The organism is Bacillus cereus group sp. MYBK195-1 (assembly GCF_051916605.1).
GTDB classification, from domain to species: Bacteria; Bacillota; Bacilli; order Bacillales; family Bacillaceae_G; genus Bacillus_A; species Bacillus_A cereus.
Genome location: NZ_JBQAGZ010000003.1, coordinates 213,852 through 236,292, shown reverse-complemented (window position 1 = coordinate 236,292; position 22,441 = coordinate 213,852). Strand labels below are relative to the sequence as shown.

Here is a 22,441-nt window from a genome sequence, read left to right as displayed (position 1 = left end):
CCGCATGTTTAATTATTTATCTTTTTACTTATCAATTTCTATTTTCAATTTATCTCACAACTACTTGAACTCTATATCTTTTTTTCTTTCTTGTTTGATTCAATTGCTTTTTCCACTCACGTAATTAGTCTTGTAGTGCCCTCATATTTTCCTATCTCCCCCTTCCAAAATAAAAAGGACACCAATTCATTAAAACAACTTGAATTGCTGCTTTAATGAATTGGTGTCCTCTAGTTTTCTAGCCGGACTATATTTATTTCATTATACTTGTCTGTATAAAAAGATTCCTCCAAGCTTTATCTATTCTGTCTTTCTCATATTTTTGTATAACCTTTGTCCAACGAGCAATTGCTTTTTTTAGTTTCTTTTTCTTTAAATTATCCAATCCTCTCACTCCTTCTTATAAAACATTTTTTTCCATTTTAGGCGTTTTCATTAATTTAATACCTTCTTACATTCTAAAAGCGGCTCAAATGTGAATTGTACCTATATAATTTCAAAAGGATTATTTTGTTAAGTTTCTACAAAATGGTAATTGTTATATAATTAAATTATTAAAATATTAGGTGGTGATGTAGATGACTGAAACAATCCGAATTGCTCTTTTCACTCTTGTAGGAATCAGTGCTTTATTCTCTGTAATTAAAGAATTTCAAAAACCAGAAAAAAGAAAATTTTGGATTACATTTGAAACTTTAGTTCTAATCGGTGCAGCCTGGATGTTAATAGGACTTCTCATGTAACCTACATAATTAGTAACCCCCTGAATAAAACTCAATATTCCGTTAATACTGTAGACAACCCATTTCGAACCATATTCCATTACCCGAGCAGTTAGCTTTTGCTAGCTGCTCTTTTATTTCGTTCCTGCTCTTGCTTCTTAAAGAATTCTTTAACTACGTTTTCCCAATAAGTGCACATTATCCATTCCTCCTCGAATAAATTTCTAAATCTTGTCCATACTATAAATACACTTGAGTTCTGAACTTCCTTCTTAATGCTTTTCTGGAGAGCAGTTTGCTTTTGCTAGCTGCTCTTTTTACGTTTTAAGTGAATAAAATTCTAAACATTGTCTAACACTGTAGACAAGACTTTAAAAAGTCGATTTCTCCCACTCTAGCTTTCTTGGTCGAGAGCCGAGCGGTTAGCAAAAGCTAACTGCTCCTTTTTTAATTGAAGGTTTTCTATAACATAATTTATCTGTTTTATGATTAAACTTTCATGATTCTATCTATACTAAATTTGGGCTTTATAGCTCAAATAATCTTTCATTCACTTGGCGGACAGTTTATTTAATAAATTGTCTGCCTAAGCCATTTAATAATTCTGTTTTATATTAAAATGAAATTTTTATACAGTTTTCTAATTTGCTAGTCCGACAATAACGCATGGTGTATCACCAAATTCTTTCTCTTTATATAGTTCTTCTAATGTTTTATATACTGGGAAACCAACACACGAAACTTCAATTTTTTCATCCGCTGACATCTTTTCAAGTACCACATCAGCCATAAAACCGCTTCCGTTGTGACACTGCATTAAATAATACCCTGCAGCTTCATATTTACTATTAGCCAGAATAACTTTTATATCCTGATCGCCACAAAAAGACACTTTATAAAATTCCATTCCTAGTCCTCCTCAAGTTCCGTAACAGTTATATAATTTCTAGCATTCTTCCGACTTGCTATTCTCCTTTGATACGCTGGCCTTGTATAAAAACGAACTGTCGCAGGAAGTACGCCCATATAATCAGCGCATTCCTGTATAGTTCCGATACATAGCAATGATTCACCTTTATAAACGACGTACTCCTTTAAGTTCATTTTTTATTCTCCTTTTCACTAAAATGAAGTTTTTATTTAGTTTACTTTCCTGCATAACATTTTCAAATCTGTTTATACTATAAATGTAACTTGCGGTTACAATTTGCGTATCCATCTGGAATAGTATTTACGGCAGGCAGTTAGCTACTTTAGCTAGCTGCTTTGTTGTGCCAAATAGCGTTTTTATTGAAAATAATACCCTCATATATTTGGACACATTCACCAGTGTTTTTACCAAAAAATTCATGATATGGTTAATTAATCGAGTACGTCATTACTTGGCACTTACCCTTAGAAGCCCCGCGGACAATCGGGGATTTCTTTTTATCAAAATATAGTTGTCAAAATAAGAATTTGAGTGTTAAAATATCACAGATTCTCCTTAGGGAGCTTTCATGTAATTAAACAAGAGTTTAAAAGTTCTCGAATCTCAGCCCCTTGGAGCGCCCTTCAAGGGGCTGAACCAATTAAAATAACGATTTTGTTAAAACTTTTCACCTTTTAACTGGACAAGCATATAGTATTGTATGGAGGCATCCACTCATAGACATCTACCTTTCTTGTCAAAGAGCATACTTACATGTGTGCTCTTTTTTGTTCACTTAAATTTTTCACCTTCACTCAAAACATACATAAGATATAATTGCAGTCTCCTCTTTTCGATATAAGTCTTAATCAAAGAGCGCTTTCCCGGGCGCTCTTTTTTATTTTCTTTCATTTCCGAATAACATTTCCAACCCTGTTCATACTATGTTTGTAACTTAAAGTTACAAACTATTTCTGTAAGCGCAGCGTTTCTTTTGTACAACAAGCAGTTAGTTTTATTAACTAGCTGCTTTGTTGTGCAAAAGAAAGATCTGCACATGTATTAAGAACATACATAAAATATCATGTGGTATTCTTTTTCAATTTTAGTTTTGGTCATGGAGCGCCTTAAAAAGCGCTCTTGATATTTGCAAATAACCATTTCGTTCAAACATACACACGATTTATATAAACTAAGCATATATTTACATAGACAAGACATAGCTTTTACTATACATGCACAATAACTATTTTGTACATTCCTTGCACCTTTAAATGAGGCAATCATATGTTGTAGTATTATGTTTCATCGTTTATAGGAGCCTCCTTTTTTCAAGAGTACATATTTGATATGTGCTCTTTTTTCATTCTCCTATACGAATAATCTTTTTTTACATTACACATACTATCCTCAAGTCAACTTCCCATGACTACACTCTTTAAAAACGGAGCTTTACCCCTCCGAACTTTTTAGGCACACGGCAGGTAACTTAGTCAATTACCTGCCATTTTCTATTCAAATAACGCTTTTGTTTAGTTCTGATTTTTATAGTTAGATTAGATAAATTTGTTTCTTATTATCTCAAAATACAATCACACCCAATTCATATCATGCATCTACTGGATATAATCTGAGATTCTAAGAAAGGATGATATACATATGTCTAGAAAAGACAAATTTAACCGGTCACGTATGTCTAGGAAAGACAGATTCAATTCATCTAAAATAAAATCTGAAATTTCAATTTCTCCCGACCTAGTCGGGCCTACTTTCCCACCAATCCCATCATTTACTCTGCCTACTGGCATTACCGGACCTACTGGGAACACTGGGCCTACCGGCGATACAGGACCTACTGGCAGCACCGGGCCTACTGGAAACATCGGGCCTACCGGCAATACTGGACCTACTGGAAATACTGGACCTATCGGAAATACTGGACCTACTGGAAACACTGGGCCTACTGGAGATACAGGACCTACTGGAAACACCGGGCCTACCGGAGATACAGGACCTACCGGAAATACTGGGCCTACTGGAGATACAGGACCTACTGGAAACACCGGGCCTACCGGAGATACAGGACCTACCGGAGATACAGGACCTACCGGAAATACTGGGCCTACTGGAGATACAGGACCTACTGGAAACACCGGGCCTACTGGAAACACCGGGTCTACTGGAAACACCGGGCCTACTGGACCTACGGTTTCAGCTTTTGTTAATCAAATTTATGTGGCAAATCAAGGTAGTAACAATGTGTCTGTCATTGATGGAGCAAATAATGCTGTGATTGCTACCATTTCCGTTGGCACCGGTCCATTTGCAGTTGGAGTTAATCCTTTAACTGATCGAATTTTTATAACAAACCTTAACAGCAATAATGTTTCCGTTATTGACGGTTTAACGAATACTGTTATTACTACTATTCCTGTCGGTGTTAATCCGGATGGGGCAGGAGTCAATTTATCTACTAATCTTATCTATGTGTCCAATATTAATAACTCAAATGTTTCTGTGATTAGTGGCGCGACTAATACCATAATTACTACCATTGCCGTTGGAAATGCTCCACGAGGAATTGAGGTCAATCCCTTAACTAATAGAGTCTATGTAGCAAATCAAGGTAGTGGGAATGTGTCTGTAATTGATGGATTAACGAATACCGTAATTACTACTATTACAGTAGGAACTGGTCCAATAGGAGTGGGGGTCAATCCATCTACCAATCGAATTTATGTGGCAAATGCAGATAGTAATAACGTCTCTGTAATTGATGGATTAACGAATACTGTGATTGCTACTGTTCCTGTCGGTGTTGAGCCAAGGGGAGGGATTGGAGTTAACTTATCTACCAATCTTATATATGTACCAAATCGTGGGAGCAATAACGTGTCTGTAATTAGTGGCGCAACCAATACTGTGATTGCCACTATTCCTACTGGAAATCAGCCCGGTAGTTTTGGATCAAGAGGAATAGGAGTTAACTCATCTACTAATCGAATTTATACTAGTGTATCTGGTCCTCCTGGCAATGTCACCGTAATTGATGGATTAACAAATACTGTGATTGATACAATTTCTGTTGGTTTATCCCCTGATCAAGTAACCATCATACCTGATGGCACTCGAGCATATGTTACAAATCAAGCTAGTAATACTGTTTCCGTTATTGATATTGCTACGAATACTGTTATCACTAACGTCCCAGTAGGTGTCGCTCCAACCGGAATAGCTACTGGAACTATTTGTGAATAAAATAAAGAAGTGAAAGCCACAGATAGTTTTTATTAACATTGATAGTATGTGATATTCTTTAACTACGTTCAAACAACCAGGATAAACCTCTATATTCTGTTAATATTCTTTTCTGTTTTGTCTTACAGAACCTGCAGAGCAGCTAGCTGTTGTTAGCTGCTCTCTTTCTATAAAACCCAAATCACATACCAATTAATTTACTAACATTGAATTTTTTAGAATTTAATAATAATATTTACCTATAAAACCATTACCCTTATACAAAGAGCTATGAGCCTTTCCACTCATGACTCTTTTTTTTACGATTTTCACTTCACATCTACGCGATTTTGACTAGCTTCTCGACTAAATCCGTCTGGGTATCTTTCTAAAAATAATCATTTTATCTTTTCAGTAAACTTAGTATCTACACAATCAACCTTACCCTTTATCTAAACCGCAACTTGCTCACCAAATCCGCTCATTGGTGGATTGACTACTGTTACATTTTCGTCCTAAACTATTAAAAGTTTGTTGCTACTAACATCAATTTCTACTTTTTTCATATGTCCATCTACATTTTACTACCACATGTACTCAACAACATCAGTTTTAAAAGCCACTTCCCAAATAAACTCTTACTGGAATTACTACACGACCTAGCTCGTCCACTTTTCTTGAAACACCTGTTTTTTCATACCTTACTTTCCTTTAGTATTTTTATATTTATTTAGAATCTCATGCAAACGTTTCTTATTACCAATCAGTTCTGCTTATCAAGATTTAGATTTAATTAATTGTAATAAATCAGGTGGGGGGTTATGCAGAAATGCTTTCAGGAAAAAGTTTTATAAGGAAATAAAAAATGCAGCAGTGAAAAAAATTAAAACTCGTAATTTAAGACATCCACACGCAACTATACTATTGAAACAAGGAGTTAATCCTAAAATTATCAGTGAGAGATTAGGTCATACAGACATTTCATTAACTCTTAGGATTTATTCTCATGTTTTACCGAACATGCAGGAAGAAGGAGTAAAAAATTTTGGTAAAAATATCTTTGGATAGCTAACGTTTGTAGAATGTTTGCATTTTATAACAAAAAGCCAAACTAATCTTGTATTAACAAGGTTTATTCACTTTAACATATGTTATTATGTATAATACATATGTTAAGTAAATTCAGAATAACGAGGCAAATATTATGAACTTTGTTTATATTAATCAAAACGTATTAAATAATCTTCTATACATTTTATGTAGTATATTTGTTTTTTATTTCATATATGATAGCCGGCACTATTTAAAGAAATATAAAATACTACTGATTACCCTTTGTTCTAGTATCCCGCTTATTTTATGTATGCGATACCCTATCTATATGGATGAAAGTTGTATTCATGATTTAAGACAAATTCCGGTCATAATAGGTACGCTTTATGGTGGATTCCCTGTCGGTATCATATTGTTTACAATTTTATTAATTACGAGATTTTTATTTTATGGCTTTAACATGCTGACAGTTGTTGTTTACGGAATAATGTTCATCGTTACAGCACTCGCATCTTCAAAATTTAATACATATAATAGAAAACTTAAAGTAGCTTTTTCCATGTTTTTAACCTTTTTCCTAGCAATATTTACAACTTTAATTGTATTAACCTTATCAGATTTTGAAGTGAATAATTTGTATATTATTTATTTCATGGTATTACCGACTACTTTAATGTTATTTATTGTTTATATAAATGAAGTTATTAAAGATGCTGTATTAATGCGCTCAAAATTAATTAAAATGGAAAAAATGGAGATTGTTAGCCAACTCGCTGCAAGTATATCGCACGAAGTAAGGAATCCCTTAACGGTTGTAAAAGGATTTACACAGCTTTTAAAAACACAAAATTTAACTCCTGAATCAAGAGACGAATATATTAAACATATACTTGAAGAGTTAAATCGTGCCCAAGAAATTATCGATGATTACTTAACGTTTGCCAAACCTGCTCCAGAAAAATTAGATCAAATTTCAGTAAAACAAGAGTTAAATCGAGTTATTAATATGATATTGCCATTGTGTAATATGAATACGATACATATTACACAGGATTTTTCTGAGGCAACCATTGTTGGTAATAAACAGCACTTTCAACAATGTTTTTTAAACTTAATAAAAAACAGTATTGAAGCAATGCCTAATGGTGGTACCTTAAGTATTTCCTCATCTATCAATAATAGTAAAGTTGAAATACGAATTGAAGATAGCGGAGTTGGAATGTCACAGGAGCAAATACATCGATTCGGTGAACCGTATTTTAGTACAAAAACAAAAGGAACTGGTTTAGGTACAATGGTTGCTGTTAAGATTATTGAGACGATGCATGGAAGTTTAAAAATCAGAAGTATCGTTAGTAAAGGAACGACTTTAACGATTACGTTCCCGAAATATAGTAAGAATACGCATTAAAACAAATAAAAAAGGAGCATAGTCGCTCCTTTTTTATTTGTTTCGATACATAAGTATCTTCAATGTTTTTTTAGTTTACATTTGTGAAGACTAATTAAAAATTAGTATCCTCCGCCCCAGCAGCTGCATCCTACAATTATTAATAGAATGAATAACACAACTAATAAAGCGAAACCTCCACCAAAACCACAAGAACCACCGTAACTCATATTTTCTCCTCCTTTTGGTTTGAAAACTAATAGGTAGTTGATCATTTTAACTGGTTCGTATTATACATTATGTGTATATCCCTTTTTTGAGCATGTCTACATAAAAATAAGTAAAAGCACTCATGTAAGAGTGCTTTAAAACGGATACCAAAAGTTTTGAAATACGTTTAATTTTAAATATACCGCAACAATGAATATGAAAAAACCGGCAAATAAAGCGATGAAATCTTCACATTTCGCCTTACTTGTATAAAACCATGTACGTTTATCCTTCTTTCCAAATCCTCTTAAATCCATTGCATTTGAAACCGTATCTATTCTTTCTAGAGAATGAATGATCAGTGGCCAGAAAATTAAAACACGGTTCTTCATACGAACCCATAAACTTGCTTCTCCTTTTTCAAAAGCCACTCCTCTTGCTTCTTGCGCGTGTTTAATAATTTTATATTCAGACTGGATCTCAGGAATATAACGTAGTGCAATATTTATTGCATATGTAATCTTATAATGAATACCAAGTTTACTTAAGCTACTTACAAATTCGCTTGGATCTGTCGTGTAAATAAAAAGAAGTGTAAATGGTAATAACGTAAAATACTTTAATGAAAGTGTAGCTGCATAAAATAATGTTTCATATGTAATCGTTGCATATCCAACATGTAAAAACGCGGTATATGATTCAGTTAATTCAGATCCATGAGTTGGTGTAATAAATAAAATCATGACAGAGTTTAATAAACTAAATGTAAATATGACACTAAAAACAATTAAAATTTTACGAAATGGAATTTTAGCAATGCTGAGTCCGATACACCCAATAATAAATAATATTAGCAACACCCGAAAATCAAAAAACAAAAAAGTAAGCGTCATACAAAAAATAAATAAAAACAATTTCACTACCCCATCCATACGATGAAAATATGTACTATGCACCTTCCTCCCTCCTATTACTGTCTAAATAAAGCTCCATAAATTTTTCTGGAGATGCAATCCCACTAAATTTAACAAGCTTGGTTAAAGAACTCTCTCTTAAGTTGGCTCTTTGAAACGTTTCTTGATCACCAAATACATTAGACACTGTATTATCCGCAATAATTTTCCCTTCATGTAGAACTACTGCACGGTCTGCATATTCTAGTACGAGATTCATATCGTGAGTGATAAAAACAAATGAAATACCCTTTTTAGCTAAAGTTTTAATAAACGACATAAATTGTTTATAATGATAATAATCTTGTCCCGCTGTCGGTTCATCTAATATGATAAGCTTAGGATTTGTTGTTAATACAGATGCGATTGTTAATCTCTTTTTTTGCCCATAGCTTAGCGCTTGAATTGGCCAATTACGAAATGGATATAAACCACAAATTTTTAAAGTTCCTTCTACTTTATTCTTAATTTCTTCCTTAGAAAAATTATGTAATGTTAATGTAAATGAAACTTCTTCAAAAACAGTAGGCTGTGTAATCATATGATTTGGATTTTGCATCACGTAAGATATGATTTCCCCACGTTTACGAATAGACCAAGAATTAATATCTTCACCTTTTAACAAGATTTTCCCATTTTTCATTTTGTTTATGCCTATAAGACTATGAGCTAATGTTGATTTCCCTGCTCCATTATGTCCTAACAGTGCCACAATTTCTCCTTCATATATTGAAAGGTTTACATTTTCTAATATTTTTTGTTTATTAGGGTATGAAAATGATAAATTCTCCACTTTAAGTAATTCCTTGTTTTTAGTATTCCCTTTTAATATGACTTGTTTCTCCATCCACTCTTTTATAACGTTGCTTACCTTTTCTTTTTGAAGGTTTTCCATTGGATATATTACGTCATTATTACTATCAAAATGTAATCTCTTTAATGCTTCGATGTAAATAGGCTCTCTTAAGCCGATACGTGGTAATATATTTGACGCTAAGATTTCTTTTGGTGTTCCTATCGCAATAACTTTACCTTCATCAATTAATATAACTTTGTCTAAATCCAGTTTTAAAATTTCTTCTATTCTATGTTCGATAATAACAATCGTTTTATTATATTGTTCATGTATATCTTTCATAAGTTCTATCGTATGTAAGGCGCTTAGTGGATCTAAATTAGCTAACGGTTCATCGAACAATAATATATCCGCATTTGTTGTTAATAAACCCGCTAGAGAAACTGTTTGCTTTTGACCTCCTGATAATTCATGTGGACTTTGTTTATGAAACGTATGCATCTTCACCTTTCTTAATGAGTCCGAAACAATCTTTTTCATGTCATCTTGCTTTACACATTCATTTTCTAAATAAAAAGCTACATCTTCTTCTACTGTCAGACCAATAAATTGAGCATCTTGATCTTGCAAAATTGTTCCTACCTGTTTACTTTGTTCAAAAATACTTCCTTCCCTCGGATCTTTACCGGCAATTAAAACGTTACCTGTACTATTCCCTTCGTAAGAAAATGGGATTAGCCCATTTATACAATGAGCTAATGTCGACTTTCCTGAGCCACTTCGTCCAGCAATTAGCACTTTTTCCCCAGGGTATATATGAAAGGTAATATCACTTAAAGTAGGCTGCACAGCATGCCCATATTGAAAGGTGAATTGTTCAAACGAAATAATTGGTTGCATGTTAACATCCCTACTTTTCAATTTTTAAATGTGTATGTTTCTTATTGGATTTCGCCAAACCAATTGTAAGTGGCAATCCAAGTACTAAGAAAACGATGACATCGGAAATTGTTGCTCCTAATACTTGTATAACAATTTTGTCAAATGGTTCTCCCATCACAATAATATCGAATGCCCCAGCAAATATAATAGCAATGACAATACCAACTAGCCCAGTAATTGCTAAATAAGAAATATCCCCCTTGTTAAATGACCCGTTTTTCACACTAAAACCAACTCTTTTTTGAATAAGCCCCATTGAAAAACCAATAATACCTGAACTAATAACCCAGCCCCACCAAATACCCCAGCCAGCAATCGTATCTGTTACGGTATGACCGATAAGTCCGATTAACAGTCCTGCCACTGGACCAAATAATGCTCCAAAAACAGTTAATATAGCTAATGCTGGTTTAATAAATGTATTCGGTGCAATAGAAAATCCCCAAAGTCCTAATATCCCGTATAATGCTGCTCCAATACCGATTGCTACTACTAACTTTGTTGATAATTTGTTCATGACAATTCCCCTCTCATATTAGTCAACTTTTATTACTCTATATTTAATTTAAAAATGAATTATGCATCGACACTCCCTTTCTATACAACAAAAAAATGACCTCTTACATAAGAGGTCATTTTCTTTCACGTTCAAGAATCCTCTTATCTTTCAAAAAACACATCGTGTCCTCTGCGGAATTAGCACCTTCCTATAAAATTGCATAGGGGTTGCTGAGGTTTCTTAGGGCCGTTCCCTCCACCTCTCTGGATAAGTATTAATTTGTAATTCGTATTATGGCACTAAAGAATGTAAATTTCAACACTTTTCTTACTATTTTTATTTTTTTGTTAAATAGATCATTTAAATCATTGTATTCTTATCGGAATTATGAAATAATAAATTCAAAATCGTTTCGGGAGGAATGCATTATGAAAGTTATTGGTTTGATTGGAGGATTAAGTTGGGAATCTACATCATTATACTATAAACATATTAATACACTTACACTCTCTCAATACGATCAAAATGCAAAGTTAGTTTTATATAGTATGGACTTTGGTGAAGTAACTACTTTATTACAAAATCATCAATATGAAGAAGTGAAAAATGAACTAGTTACAGTTGCAAAGAAAGTTGAAAAATCTGGGGCTGAATGTTTATTAATGTGTTCAAATACTGTACATCTATTTGCCGAGGAGGTAGAACAAGCAATATCTATCCCGCTTCTTCACATTGGTGATGTAAGTGCTAAAGAAATGGTAGAACAGAATATAAAACGTATCGGACTATTAGGAACAAAACAAACGATGGAGCAAGATTTCTATAAATCACGATTAGCGAAATATAACATTGAGACAATTATCCCAAATGACGAGGAAAGAACTTTTATCCACCATGTCATATTAGATGAATTAAGTAGAGGGATCATTTCAGAAACATCTAAAGAAAAGTTATTACAAATTACAAAATCATTAATTCAAAACGGCGCTGAAGGTATATTATTAGGCTGCACTGAAATACCTTTACTCATCTCCCAAAATGATCTTACTATTCCCGTTTTTGATACTGCTTTTTTACATGCAAATACTGCTGTGCAATTTGCTGGATAAGAATATACAAGCATAAAGGTGAAAACCTCTATGCTTGTATATAGTTACGACTATTTATCCCGCTATTTGCGGGCAGTAAAGCCCCCACCAATTAAAGTTTTACTTTATTTAAAAGAGATTCAATAACTGCAATTGCTTCTTTTGAACCACCACATTCTATAAAGCTATCATTAAGTTTTCTTATACCATGTTTATACTTTTCATTTGAAAGAACATCTGTTACGGCCTCTTTTAAAGTGTGCACATTAACATGTTCTTTCAATAGTCTATGTGCCGCTTCAAGCTCAGTTAATCTTTGCGCTATCATTGGCTGGTCTTTATCATGCGGTATTATTACAAATGGGACATTATAATGAATGGCATCGTGTACGCTATTCATACCGCCATGTGTAATAAAAACATCTGCTTCATTTAATATTTCTGATTGAGGTACGTATGGAGCAATTATAAAATTATCTGGTGCTTTCTTAATTTTAGAAATATCATTTCTATCACCAATTGCCATTACAACTATCCCATCAAAATCTGAAAAAGTATCAATACAAGTATTAAAGAATGGTTCGAGTCCTTCAAGCAGTGTCCCCATTGAAATATAAATAACTTTCTTTTCTTTAAGTGATTCCAGTGGAAACTTTATATTTGTTTTACGCTTTGAAATACTCGGTCCAATAAAAATGTTATTTTCTCCGAACGATTCGCTATTAGGTTGGAAATAACGACTTGTGTATACGAGACAAACATCACCCTTATTATTCATAAATTGAAGATTATTCTTTGGTTTTACTCCAAATTTATGTTCCATCTGATTTAGTAATTTTTCAGAGATTTCCTCTGTTTGGAATGGCATATCTGCATTTGGATGAAAAGGTAATGTCTTCAAAAATTCTGGCGGAATTAAAAATATAGGTGAGGACACTACACCTGGAACTTGTAAATACTCCTTTACTAACTCTCCTGCGCCAAATATATCATAAATTACGAAATCAAAATTTATACTTTCACATAATTGTTTCGTAATTTCTAATATATATAAAGAAGTTTGAACATGCACATGAAAAAAAGCATTTAACCCAGATGAGGTTTCAGCATCAATAGAAATCTCTTTTAATAGATCCGGATGAGTATGTACAGTAGCTCCTAAATCTTCAATTCTATCCTTAAAGTTTGCCGTTGTAATATAATGTACATTATCCCCTCGTTCAGTAAAGGCTTTTACTAAATTTAATGTAGGGTTTACATGTCCCTCTGCTGGAAAATTAACCACTAAAATATTTAGCACTTATTCCTCACTCCTTACATTTCATTGTTTTAATTAAGCATACTGTTATTTGTACAAGTAATCTTCCCCTAATAGTCCTAATATGCTTGCTACATTATATTGATAAATAATTTTCAGTCATCAACATAAAAAAAAGCATCTACCTATGTAGATGCCTAACCGTGATAAGGAGTGTTCTGTGAGGTTAGAACAAGCGTTTCTGCTTGTCCTATGCTATCAATATATGATTTATTTTATAAAATGTGAATCGTTAATAGAATTATTTTATCCATTTTATATGATCAAATGGATAAAATACCATTTCTACTTTACCTATTATATTTGATTCATCAATAAGTCCAAGTGTATTCCTACTATCTTTACTATGATTACGATTATCACCTAACACAAATAATTTATGCGTAGGAACTTTTATTTCTCTAAAATTTGAAAAACGATTGGATACTTGTGACATATCTAAATGTATATACGACTCATCACGCTTTTTACCGTTAATAAATACCTCATCCTTTTTTAGTTGTATGTTATCCCCCGATAATCCAATAATTCGTTTCACATAGTAAGTAGGCTCGTCTTCTTTTTTTATAATGACAACATCTCCATGATGAAAAGACGATAAACAGACGTTTACCTTATTAACAAGTATATAATCTTTTTCATTCAAAGTAGGTTGCATCGAAATTCCTTCTACCATACAAAATAAAAAGGACTTATTAATAAAAATAATCCCTATTATAATTAATATGTAGCTACATATGTTCCTCCAATATTTTAGAATAAACAGCTTCATATATACCTCATTTCTAATCTATCCCCAGATAAAAACGCCTCTAGTTTACAGGAATGCTAGAGACGTTTCGTACATTTTAATTCTCTTTAGAGGCATCTGTTTTTGGCGCTTCACCAGTTAACCGCTTATTTTTCAAATCAAAATAAGCATCTAAAACTTCTTTTCCAATATCGGAGTTAATGCCCGATTTATCATTTTCAACCCACGGTACTACAACAGAAAATGCTACTTCTGGATCATCATATGGCGCATATCCAGCTAATGTTAAGTTATAACATTCTCTACGATCGCCTTTCGCATTTCGCCCAATTGCATTTTCTCCACCATATACAGTTTGTGCGGTCCCTGTTTTACCAGCTGGTTTATATGGTGCTTTTTGGAACGCTCTTACTCCTGTTCCATCTCCTTCTTGAAATACTTTTCTAAATCCTTCTTTTACTTGATTAATATATTCTTGTTTCATATCGATTCTATTTAAAACAACGGGTTCTATTGATTGTACTACTTTACCAACCTCATCTTTTTGAACGGTTTGTTCTCTAATCTCTTGAACAATTTGTGGTTTCATTCGATATCCTCCATTTGCGATAGTCGAAATATATTGTGCAAGCTGAAGTGGTGTATACGTATCATATTGCCCAATAGAATAATCTAATAAGAAACCAGGCTGATTATCTTTTTTTCCAATTTGCCCTGCAGTTTCATTCGGTAAATCAATACCAGTTTGTACGCCTAGTCCAAATTGCCTGAAATAATATCTCATTTTATCAAAATATTCTTGTTTAATATCTAGTGAACTATTTTTCACATAATCCACACCAGCAATTTTTAATGCTATATTAAACATATAAACGTTTGAAGAAACTTGTAACGCTCTTAGATCGTCTATATCACCAAAATTTTTCCAAGACTTCTTTTCCTTAGTTCCTTTAAACTTCATAGGTGCATCATAAAAATGTGTTCCAGGAGTTATTGCATTTGTTTCAAACCCTGTTAACACTGTCGCACCTTTAACCGTTGATCCAAGCTCATATGAACTTGTCAGCGTGCCTAAAGCATAATCTTCTACTTCCATTTTCCCGTCTTTTTCTACAAGCCTTTTCCCAGCCATTGATAATACTTGGCCATTTTTAGGATTCATCATCACTACGAAAGCACGGTCTAACATTGATTCTGATCCTTTATATTGTTTTAATATTTTTTCTATGCTCTCCTCTACTTTTTTTTGCAATTCCATATCTATTGTTAAAGTTAAATTTTTACCGCTTTTCCCTTCAGTAACAGTTTCCGTTCTAATAGTATTTCCTTGTTTATCAGCAATGCTTCTTACTTCTTTTTTTGTACCGTGAAGTACATCTTCGTATTGCTGTTCGATATAACTTTTGCCGACCCTATCATTTCGGCTATAATCACGCACTAAATAATAATCTAATCGTTCACGTGGCAATCCTTCATCAGCATTTGAAACGTTACCAAGAATAGAACGGAATAGATCATCATTTACATAGATTCTCTCCCAATCAACTGATGCGTCTACTCCTGGAAGGTTCGCTAAATTTTCACTAATCACCGCATATTCCTGTTCACTAACGTTCTTTTTAATAATTTGAGGTGCCATTTGAAAACCTGAGGTCATTTTACTTTTAATAGCTAACACTTCTATATCTTTAGCCGTTAGTTCTTGAAGATTTTTGTCTGTAACGCGTTTCCTTTTTAAATCTTCTATTTTTTTGTCTAGCTCTTTTCCGGTAATATCCTTATCTCGGAACTTATCTATTTCTTTTTTTGATACTAAGTCTTGAGCAAGTTCTGGATTTAATTGCATCCAAAAGTCTTTCTTATCAGTCTCCGTTAACTTATCTATATCTTCTTGTGGCATTTCAATAATGTCTGCAAGTTGTCTTGCTGATTTTAATATTTCTTCTTGTTTTACACCTTTCACCTTTGTATATGTAATCGCACGTAAAGACTTATTATCAACTACTGGATTTCCTTCACGATCAAATATTTTCCCACGTGGTACAGAAAGGCCCACGGTTGCATTTTCTCTCTTCTCTACTTCATTTTTATATGTTTCTCCATCAAAAATTTGCACTTTCCCTAACTGAATAATAATGCCAGAAAATAATAAAAATACACAAAGGAATAAAATATTTAACCGGAGAGGTACTACTCTACCACTTTTCTTCTCTTGCTTTTTCACCTTGTCATAATCTCCTCCTTACAATATTCCAAATAATAATCACATTTCTATATTAAAAGTAATGTACAATTTCTATACATTGCTTTGTACAAATATTAATATAGTGTTTAAAACTTAATAGAAATTAAAACAAAGGTAAAGAAAAGGTAAAGTTTACTAAATTAAATATAAAAAATACCCAATAACAAAAAGCTTAGTTTTCACTAATCGCTTTGTTATTGGGTATTAATTGATTTAAGAATTACTACTATTGCGTATTGCTATACATTTGTCGTCACAATTAGAAAGAGATTGTTTACTTAGTACTTTCGGTAAGTAAATAGTTACTGTTGTCCCGACACCAACCTCGCTCATGATACTAATTGTCCCTTGATGACTTTCAATAATTTTATAACTTAACATTAATCCAATACCAGTCCCTTTTTCTTTCGTACTATAAAAAGGTTCACCTAATCTCTTAATTCTTTCTTCAGGTATTCCTATTCCTTCATCTATTACATGAATGATGACACCATCATCATTTATTTCTTTTATGTGAATTGAAATTTCCCCACCATTTGGCATAGCTTCGATTGAATTTTGCAAAATATTAATAAATACTTGTTTCAATTGATTTTCTGAGCATTCAATAATTATATCTTTGTCATCTGTAAATAGTTCAACTTGAATATTTGTCATAATTGCTTTTGTATTCATTAACGATACGACATTTTTAAAAATTTGATAAATATTTTTCTTTTCTGTGTTTATCTCATCTGTTTTGGCAATTGATAGAAATTCTTGTAGGATTGCTTCTATCCTTTCAATTTCAGAAAGCATAAGATCAAAATATCTTTCTTGATCTTCTTTATTAATTTGGAATAACTGTATAAAACCTTTAATTACAGTTAAAGGATTTCTTACTTCATGAGCCACGCCAGCTGCTAATTGACCAATTGCTGCAAGTGTATCTGATTTATTTAGCAATTCTTCTGTCTTTTTTCGCTCTGTAATGTCGCGTACAATAATCATAATTTTATCATGTAATAATGGTAAGCACCTAGCCTCAAAGAAATCAATACTTCCATTAAGTGTGAGTGGATATTCTACAATTACATTCGTTCCTTTTTCCTTCACTTGATTAATGGCTTCCTGAAACTGCTGTGCTACTGAAGATGGTAATACTTCGTAAAACTTTTTTCCCATAAAAGCTTCTGCGGGTACGTAAAACTTTGTAGGAGATCCTGCCTTGTAATCTATAATTGTGCCGTCATCTTCTGTTAAGAAACATAAATCTGGTAAAGCTTTAAAAATTAATTCCAGTTCAGATGTTTGTTGTTTTAACTGCTCTTCTATCGCTTTTAAATGTGTAATATCTACACCAACAGCCCAATAACTATATCCTGTTACAGGAAACTGTTCTGATATATTCGACCACATTATTGTTTTGACTTCACCATTTTTACATGTTAAGTGCATTTCCCAATCTCTGAAATTTTTTCCACAAGTTAAAAATTTCTTTTGTATTTGATGGCGATAATTATAATCAGGATACAATAATTGCAGTGCATTGGGATTTCCAATTATTTCTTCAGCGGTATAACCTGTTACAATTTCACATTCTCGATTCCACAAAACAAAATCTCCATTATAATCAAGCGCATCGACCATAACAGGCATGTTTTGTAAAATCGTATGTAGTTCCTCCTCTTTCCGAGAAAGCAACGTTGTATTTTTACTTTGAAATACTTTTATTGCGCCATCTAAAATTAAACTTGAGAGCATTTCAAAGTATTTTTGACAACTAAAAATTTCACTTTTTTTGGACCATACAACAAAAGATCCTAAATGTTGATTGTATAAGAAAATGGGGATTTCAATCTTTGGAAGTTTACTCTTTTTTATCTCATTCATTCCGAATGAAAAAACACACTCTTTTTCAGCATCAAGAAGTTGATGTGATATGTTAGTTAATTGATAAAATTGTTCTGCCATGGTTTCTATTGTACTCACATCAATAAGTTCCATTAGCCGCGAATTCATTCCTTTTTCACCTCAATATGTAAAATTCATACAAATCTAAAATTCATACTTCTTCATTATACGAAGAAAGCTAGTGTAGGTATATAGCTGTAGAATAATTATTCGAACAAATTTTATTTTTCAATTAAAACAAGAAAAGAATATATATACTGAAGATACCTTTAATTAGTATATATTTCGTTGATTCCTCACTTATTGTCTAGGTAACTTGAATTCCTCCTTACATTCACTGAATTTTCACTTGAGAGTCATACACGTTACTAATAGCGGTATAAACATGCAATAAGTATAAAGTTCATAAAATATTCACAATTTTTATGAAAAATATAAACATTTATTCCAATATATTCTATATAATAAAATGTAATAAGGCTTCTATGAATCTCATAGAATACCTTACCCCTAATAAAAAGAAAAAAGAATCCACTTGGATTCTTTTTTCTTTTTTAATTACATTACATATTTATATAAAGCATGTGCCACACCATGTTCTTCATTTGATAACGTTTCGTATTTACACATTGCTTTTATTTCTTCTACTGCATTCCCCATTGCAATTGATATGTTCGCTTTTTCCATCATAGAAACATCGTTTAGCCCATCACCTATCGCTACAGTGTTTTCAACCGGAATATTAAGATGTTCTGCTAAAGTATATAATCCATTCCCTTTTTGAGCATCTCGATGATTAATCTCTAAATTGTGCCAATATGAAGATGTAATTGCTAAATCTGTATTATGAAGAAATGTTTCTTTGAGTTTTTTTAATTTCTCAATTTCATAAGAAAATGGTAATAGTTTATGCACATGTATATCTGTTTCTACAATTGGTTTACAACTTTCCGCACTATGAAACGCTGTATGCTCAAGATATAATGCTGCGATTGTTTCTAACTCTTTCAAGTCGAAATTTTCTTTTGAATTCTTCACATACTCAATTTCATTACGTACACTCTCTACTCCATAATCCGGTACATACACACCTTTATCAGTATAGAGCTGATAATATAAACCATTCTCTTCAAGATATTCTACAATCTCAAGTGCCTGCATATTTTGAATTGGATATCTCTTCATCATTTTTTTATCTTTATATATAAGAGCCCCATTTTCCGCAATGATTGGACACTCTAAATCAACTTCTAACAATAATCGCTCAATGTCAACAATAGAACGTCCTGTACAAATTGCTACAACATGGCCAGCTTCTTGACATGTTCGAATTGCTTCTGCATTTTCTTTACTTATCATTTTATTCCCCGAAAGAAGAGTTCCATCTAAATCAATTGCGATTAATTTCATTATTTCTTCACCACTTTCTATAAATACACGAGTTCTAATTAATTATTAGGTATCGTTTTCATACAATCCTCGTGAGGTACTTCTTATTTATAATTTATGAAAAGCGTTTCAGGTCAAGAAATAATTAAAAATAAAATCCAAAGCTTTTCTTTTTAAAAAGCTTTGGATTTTAAACTATGAATTATAACTAATGTATTTTGTCTCACACATGTACACATTTTTTTCTTCAGTTGGGATATATACTTTAAACTTTTCTAACCGTTTTCCATAGACATGAATCGTAATAACGCTTTCATTTTTGCTAATTTCAAGAATATGACAATCCGCTGGTGGAATTACTTTATCTGTTTCTCCTTCTCCCAAATAAAGATTTCCTGTATGTGTTAAATAAACAAGTGAATTTCCAAGTTGTTTCGTTTGTATAAAGTTCTGCACCATAATCCTTCCTGAAAAAACGCCTTCTACTCCCCATGTGCCGTCATGATCATGTAAAGGTGTAGATTGTCCATCTTTCCATACGAGAGCTAGTACTTCAAAACGTTTGAGCGGATCTTCATACAATAAATGTCGTGCATATTGAGTCAAATTGGCCTTCTGTTTATCTAACGGAAGCCATGTTTTCTTTTCTAAAAGTTCTTCTAGTAACTTTTCAATGCCACACACTATTTCTTCTTCAAATAAACCGTTTTCCATAAGATCTGTAACACCTTTAATAAACTTTTGAAATGATTTACTTCCATTACAAGTCAACATAAGAATCCTCCTCTACGTTTTATACAATTCCATATTAAGGTGATTACCGAAAACTCACAATTGAGAAACAAAAAACAAGATGCAAATGTATGCACCTTGTTAAGATTTTTATTTAGCTTTCAAACGAATAGGTAAGTATTTTAATGTTTGTTCATTTTCCAATATACATTTTTCTAAACAGAAAGATGGAGATAGCTCTATTTTTTCAAAAGCATTTATAAAGGTAGTTAATGCAATCTCAGCCTCTAAACGTGCAAGTGGTGCTCCTAAGCAAAAGTGAGGACCTTTCCCAAAGGTTAAATGCTTTTCATTTCCTGTTCGATGTACATTAAATTGAGAGGCTTGTGAAAATTTTTTCTCGTCTAAATTCGCTGCACTAACCCACGCAACAATCATCTGATCCTTTTTCATTAAAGAACCAAATATATTTGTATCCTCTGTAATCCTCCGGGCTAATGTAACAGGAAAGCGATACCTTAATACTTCCTCAATCGCTTTTGAAATTAAGTTAGGTTCTTTTCTTAACTCTTCATAAATTCCAGGTGAATCTACTAAAAAGCAATAAAAGCTATTAATAATTAAATTTGTAGTGGTTTCATTCCCAGCTGCTAGTAAACCTAATGAAAAGGTTACAATTTCTTCATCGGTTAATCTTTCGCCTCCATATTCAGCTCGAATTAAATCAGAAATGATATCATCGGTTAAATGATATCTCTTTTCCTGAACAATCGGTAGAAGGTATGCTTTGAATTCATTTAATGCCATCCCTTTCTCAGCATCCAGATCATTAAACTTTTCTTTACTATACGGCATAAATAAAATATCAGACCATTCTTTAATTTTTTTACGATCTGTTGTTGGGACTCCTAATAAATCAGAAATAACGGTAACGGGTAAAGGTGCAGCAAACTGTTCAACGATATTAACTTCACTACATTTTTCGATATGTTGTACAAGTTCATCTGCGATAGCCTGTATTCGAGGTTTCCACTGTTCTAAACTTCTTGGAGTAAATGCCTTAGAAACAATGGAACGTACATTGCGATGTTCTGGTGGATCTGTAGAGTTTATATTTATTCTAGTTTCTAAAGGAGGGATTGAGAATTGTCTGCGCTCCCTTCTACTTGAAAATAAGCGATAATCTGATAAAACACGATTTACATCATCATATAAAAAAACATTCCATACATCCTGCTCTTCATCATAATGAACTGGGTGATTATCCCTCATCAAACGATACCATTCATATGGATTCCATAATTCTTCTTTTGTTTTCAGCTTTGAAATTTCATGAACTAAAATAACATTTTCAGGTGAAGCCATAGTTCTTTCCTCCCTTTTCTTTTACAATAAAAGTGATAGGTCGGCAGTTCAAAGTTGTATAAACTATCATATGTTATTTTAACATATACTAAAGGGGATTTTTCATTAGAGAACTTGAGAAATATATAAGGGGGATTTTTATGTACGTTGATATTTTACTACTAGCAGAATTAACGACCGGACCAAAACATGGATATGAAATCAAAAAAAATGTTCAAAATCGTTTAGGTGAGAATTTTGAATTAAATCACAACATGCTTTACCCTGCCCTTCGGCGCTTTGAAAATATGGGTGCTATAACGAAAAAAATACATAAACAAGTTGGAAAACCAAACCGAAATATGTACGATATAACAGAAACAGGAGAAGAAATTTTTTCTGAAATGTTACGAGAGTTTCCCGAAAAACTTGCGACAAATAATGCAGAATTTCTTGTTCGTATCGCGCTATTTGAAAAACTTGAATATGAAGCTAGAAAAGTGATTTTGGCTGTACGTCAAAACGTACTACATAATCAACTTACCGCTATTCAGTCTCTAGAGGTTACCTCACCCTTTATTACTGAAGTCATTGAATTTAGTAAATCACGAATTGAACATGAATTGAGTTGGATTACTTCACTTATGAAGAAAATATGAAAAAATAACAAAAAAAGCTAAAATTAATGAATGAAAATGATATTTATTATCAATACTATCATTAATAAAAGGGCAACCACGATTTGGCTACCCTTAAAGAATTTACACTTCTGGATCGAATGTTTTGCAATCTGTTTCTTCCGTTGTAGATGCATGTTTACCTTTATGACTTACTACGTAAATTGCCTCTGCACTACATTTATTACCGTTCGCCCAAAATTTACAGTTGTTTACTTCACATAAAACGTCTTGTGCCATAGTATCACACCTCCTTGTTCTATTATCATTAACAAAATTCGGAGGTATGATA

General features: G+C 32.7%; 20 protein-coding genes, 2 pseudogenes and 1 riboswitch. Of the genes and pseudogenes, 6 read left to right on the top strand and 16 right to left on the bottom strand.

Annotated elements, in window-relative coordinates; genetic code table 11:
* Window positions 1–253 precede the first annotated feature (253 nt).
* The gene (locus ACTFRY_RS16965; protein ID WP_114556335.1) at window positions 254–385 is read right to left on the bottom strand and encodes a DUF3983 domain-containing protein; all 132 of its coding nucleotides are present in this window, start codon (window positions 383–385) and stop codon (window positions 254–256) included.
* Window positions 386–578: 193 nt separating this feature from the next.
* Between ACTFRY_RS16965 and ACTFRY_RS16960 the strand changes: the two genes are divergently transcribed.
* The gene (locus ACTFRY_RS16960; RefSeq protein WP_000140899.1) at window positions 579–743 is read left to right on the top strand and encodes a hypothetical protein; all 165 of its coding nucleotides are present in this window, start codon (window positions 579–581) and stop codon (window positions 741–743) included.
* Between the two features lie 619 nt (window positions 744–1,362).
* On the opposite strand, the gene ACTFRY_RS16955 is transcribed toward ACTFRY_RS16960, so the two are convergent.
* On the bottom strand, window positions 1,363–1,629 hold the full coding sequence (locus ACTFRY_RS16955; RefSeq protein ID WP_098616597.1) for a hypothetical protein: 267 nt from the start codon (window positions 1,627–1,629) through the stop codon (window positions 1,363–1,365).
* 2 nt (window positions 1,630–1,631) lie between these two features.
* Window positions 1,632–1,826: a hypothetical protein gene (locus ACTFRY_RS16950; protein WP_098012863.1), complete on the bottom strand. Its 195-nt coding sequence runs from the start codon at window positions 1,824–1,826 to the stop codon at window positions 1,632–1,634.
* Between the two features lie 1,465 nt (window positions 1,827–3,291).
* Between ACTFRY_RS16950 and ACTFRY_RS16945 the strand changes: the two genes are divergently transcribed.
* Window positions 3,292–4,890, top strand: a complete 1,599-nt coding sequence (locus tag ACTFRY_RS16945) for an exosporium leader peptide-containing protein (RefSeq protein ID WP_415461572.1) — start codon at window positions 3,292–3,294, stop codon at window positions 4,888–4,890.
* A 431-nt stretch (window positions 4,891–5,321) separates the two neighbouring features.
* Here the strand turns inward: ACTFRY_RS16945 and ACTFRY_RS16940 are convergent.
* Window positions 5,322–5,435 (bottom strand): annotated as a pseudogene (locus ACTFRY_RS16940) (DUF3954 domain-containing protein).
* A gap of 196 nt (window positions 5,436–5,631) precedes the next feature.
* On the opposite strand from ACTFRY_RS16940, the pseudogene ACTFRY_RS16935 reads away from it, so the two are divergent.
* Window positions 5,632–5,937 (top strand): annotated as a pseudogene (locus tag ACTFRY_RS16935) (tyrosine-type recombinase/integrase); the annotation flags it as partial.
* A gap of 136 nt (window positions 5,938–6,073) precedes the next feature.
* The gene (locus ACTFRY_RS16930; RefSeq protein WP_098616595.1) at window positions 6,074–7,333 is read left to right on the top strand and encodes a sensor histidine kinase; all 1,260 of its coding nucleotides are present in this window, start codon (window positions 6,074–6,076) and stop codon (window positions 7,331–7,333) included.
* Between the two features lie 101 nt (window positions 7,334–7,434).
* On the opposite strand, the gene ACTFRY_RS16925 is transcribed toward ACTFRY_RS16930, so the two are convergent.
* The 4 genes from ACTFRY_RS16925 to ACTFRY_RS16910 form a co-directional block, all read right to left on the bottom strand.
* Window positions 7,435–7,542 carry a YjcZ family sporulation protein gene (locus ACTFRY_RS16925; protein ID WP_000120182.1) on the bottom strand — a complete coding sequence of 36 codons (108 nt, stop codon included), beginning with the start codon at window positions 7,540–7,542 and terminating at the stop codon, window positions 7,435–7,437.
* Between the two features lie 135 nt (window positions 7,543–7,677).
* Window positions 7,678–8,478, bottom strand: coding sequence for an energy-coupling factor transporter transmembrane component T family protein (locus tag ACTFRY_RS16920; RefSeq protein ID WP_098616594.1), 801 nt, complete (start codon window positions 8,476–8,478; stop codon window positions 7,678–7,680).
* Entirely contained in the window at window positions 8,471–10,171 is a 1,701-nt protein-coding gene (locus tag ACTFRY_RS16915; protein ID WP_098616593.1) for an ABC transporter ATP-binding protein, read from the bottom strand. Before ACTFRY_RS16915 ends, ACTFRY_RS16920 begins: the two co-directional genes overlap by 8 nt.
* Before the next feature lie 10 nt (window positions 10,172–10,181).
* Complete coding sequence (locus ACTFRY_RS16910; RefSeq protein WP_001038210.1) at window positions 10,182–10,730, bottom strand: ECF-type riboflavin transporter substrate-binding protein; 549 nt, start codon at window positions 10,728–10,730, stop codon at window positions 10,182–10,184.
* Window positions 10,731–10,870: 140 nt separating this feature from the next.
* Window positions 10,871–10,986: riboswitch (SAM riboswitch) on the bottom strand.
* Between the two features lie 154 nt (window positions 10,987–11,140).
* Between ACTFRY_RS16910 and ACTFRY_RS16905 the strand changes: the two genes are divergently transcribed.
* Window positions 11,141–11,821, top strand: a complete 681-nt coding sequence (locus ACTFRY_RS16905; protein WP_016081435.1) for an aspartate/glutamate racemase family protein — start codon at window positions 11,141–11,143, stop codon at window positions 11,819–11,821.
* A 91-nt stretch (window positions 11,822–11,912) separates the two neighbouring features.
* On the opposite strand, the gene ACTFRY_RS16900 is transcribed toward ACTFRY_RS16905, so the two are convergent.
* From ACTFRY_RS16900 to ACTFRY_RS16870, 7 genes are all read right to left on the bottom strand, one after another.
* The gene (locus ACTFRY_RS16900; RefSeq protein WP_000932148.1) at window positions 11,913–13,100 is read right to left on the bottom strand and encodes a macrolide family glycosyltransferase; all 1,188 of its coding nucleotides are present in this window, start codon (window positions 13,098–13,100) and stop codon (window positions 11,913–11,915) included.
* Between the two features lie 259 nt (window positions 13,101–13,359).
* A complete protein-coding gene (lepB, locus tag ACTFRY_RS16895) occupies window positions 13,360–13,890 on the bottom strand; it encodes a signal peptidase I (RefSeq protein ID WP_016117995.1) in 531 nt (176 codons plus the stop codon).
* A 76-nt stretch (window positions 13,891–13,966) separates the two neighbouring features.
* On the bottom strand, window positions 13,967–16,093 hold the full coding sequence (locus tag ACTFRY_RS16890; RefSeq protein ID WP_098616592.1) for a peptidoglycan D,D-transpeptidase FtsI family protein: 2,127 nt from the start codon (window positions 16,091–16,093) through the stop codon (window positions 13,967–13,969).
* Window positions 16,094–16,327: 234 nt separating this feature from the next.
* Window positions 16,328–18,115, bottom strand: coding sequence for a PAS domain-containing sensor histidine kinase (locus ACTFRY_RS16885; RefSeq protein ID WP_136986045.1), 1,788 nt, complete (start codon window positions 18,113–18,115; stop codon window positions 16,328–16,330).
* 450 nt (window positions 18,116–18,565) lie between these two features.
* A complete protein-coding gene (locus ACTFRY_RS16880; RefSeq protein ID WP_000766387.1) occupies window positions 18,566–19,417 on the bottom strand; it encodes a Cof-type HAD-IIB family hydrolase in 852 nt (283 codons plus the stop codon).
* Window positions 19,418–19,591: 174 nt separating this feature from the next.
* The gene (locus ACTFRY_RS16875) at window positions 19,592–20,170 is read right to left on the bottom strand and encodes a cysteine dioxygenase family protein (protein WP_000954437.1); all 579 of its coding nucleotides are present in this window, start codon (window positions 20,168–20,170) and stop codon (window positions 19,592–19,594) included.
* Between the two features lie 108 nt (window positions 20,171–20,278).
* Entirely contained in the window at window positions 20,279–21,493 is a 1,215-nt protein-coding gene (locus tag ACTFRY_RS16870) for a cytochrome P450 (protein ID WP_098616591.1), read from the bottom strand.
* Window positions 21,494–21,633: 140 nt separating this feature from the next.
* Between ACTFRY_RS16870 and ACTFRY_RS16865 the strand changes: the two genes are divergently transcribed.
* Complete coding sequence (locus ACTFRY_RS16865; RefSeq protein ID WP_098616590.1) at window positions 21,634–22,131, top strand: PadR family transcriptional regulator; 498 nt, start codon at window positions 21,634–21,636, stop codon at window positions 22,129–22,131.
* 102 nt (window positions 22,132–22,233) lie between these two features.
* Here the strand turns inward: ACTFRY_RS16865 and ACTFRY_RS16860 are convergent, their stop codons facing one another.
* Window positions 22,234–22,389, bottom strand: a complete 156-nt coding sequence (locus ACTFRY_RS16860; protein WP_000046095.1) for a DUF1540 domain-containing protein — start codon at window positions 22,387–22,389, stop codon at window positions 22,234–22,236.
* Window positions 22,390–22,441 lie beyond the last annotated feature (52 nt).

Coding starts and splice junctions, on each gene's coding strand:
- ACTFRY_RS16960 (WP_000140899.1), top strand. CDS start 579: ATGACTGAAACAATCCGAATTGCTCTTTTCACTCTTGTAGGAATCAGT.
- ACTFRY_RS16955 (WP_098616597.1), bottom strand. CDS start 1,629: ATGGAATTTTATAAAGTGTCTTTTTGTGGCGATCAGGATATAAAAGTT.
- ACTFRY_RS16950 (WP_098012863.1), bottom strand. CDS start 1,826: ATGAACTTAAAGGAGTACGTCGTTTATAAAGGTGAATCATTGCTATGT.
- ACTFRY_RS16945 (WP_415461572.1), top strand. CDS start 3,292: ATGTCTAGAAAAGACAAATTTAACCGGTCACGTATGTCTAGGAAAGAC.
- ACTFRY_RS16930 (WP_098616595.1), top strand. CDS start 6,074: ATGAACTTTGTTTATATTAATCAAAACGTATTAAATAATCTTCTATAC.
- ACTFRY_RS16925 (WP_000120182.1), bottom strand. CDS start 7,542: ATGAGTTACGGTGGTTCTTGTGGTTTTGGTGGAGGTTTCGCTTTATTA.
- ACTFRY_RS16915 (WP_098616593.1), bottom strand. CDS start 10,171: ATGCAACCAATTATTTCGTTTGAACAATTCACCTTTCAATATGGGCAT.
- ACTFRY_RS16910 (WP_001038210.1), bottom strand. CDS start 10,730: ATGAACAAATTATCAACAAAGTTAGTAGTAGCAATCGGTATTGGAGCA.
- ACTFRY_RS16905 (WP_016081435.1), top strand. CDS start 11,141: ATGAAAGTTATTGGTTTGATTGGAGGATTAAGTTGGGAATCTACATCA.
- lepB (WP_016117995.1), bottom strand. CDS start 13,890: ATGAAGCTGTTTATTCTAAAATATTGGAGGAACATATGTAGCTACATA.
- ACTFRY_RS16885 (WP_136986045.1), bottom strand. CDS start 18,115: ATGAATTCGCGGCTAATGGAACTTATTGATGTGAGTACAATAGAAACC.
- ACTFRY_RS16880 (WP_000766387.1), bottom strand. CDS start 19,417: ATGAAATTAATCGCAATTGATTTAGATGGAACTCTTCTTTCGGGGAAT.
- ACTFRY_RS16875 (WP_000954437.1), bottom strand. CDS start 20,170: ATGTTGACTTGTAATGGAAGTAAATCATTTCAAAAGTTTATTAAAGGT.
- ACTFRY_RS16870 (WP_098616591.1), bottom strand. CDS start 21,493: ATGGCTTCACCTGAAAATGTTATTTTAGTTCATGAAATTTCAAAGCTG.
- ACTFRY_RS16865 (WP_098616590.1), top strand. CDS start 21,634: ATGTACGTTGATATTTTACTACTAGCAGAATTAACGACCGGACCAAAA.
- ACTFRY_RS16860 (WP_000046095.1), bottom strand. CDS start 22,389: ATGGCACAAGACGTTTTATGTGAAGTAAACAACTGTAAATTTTGGGCG.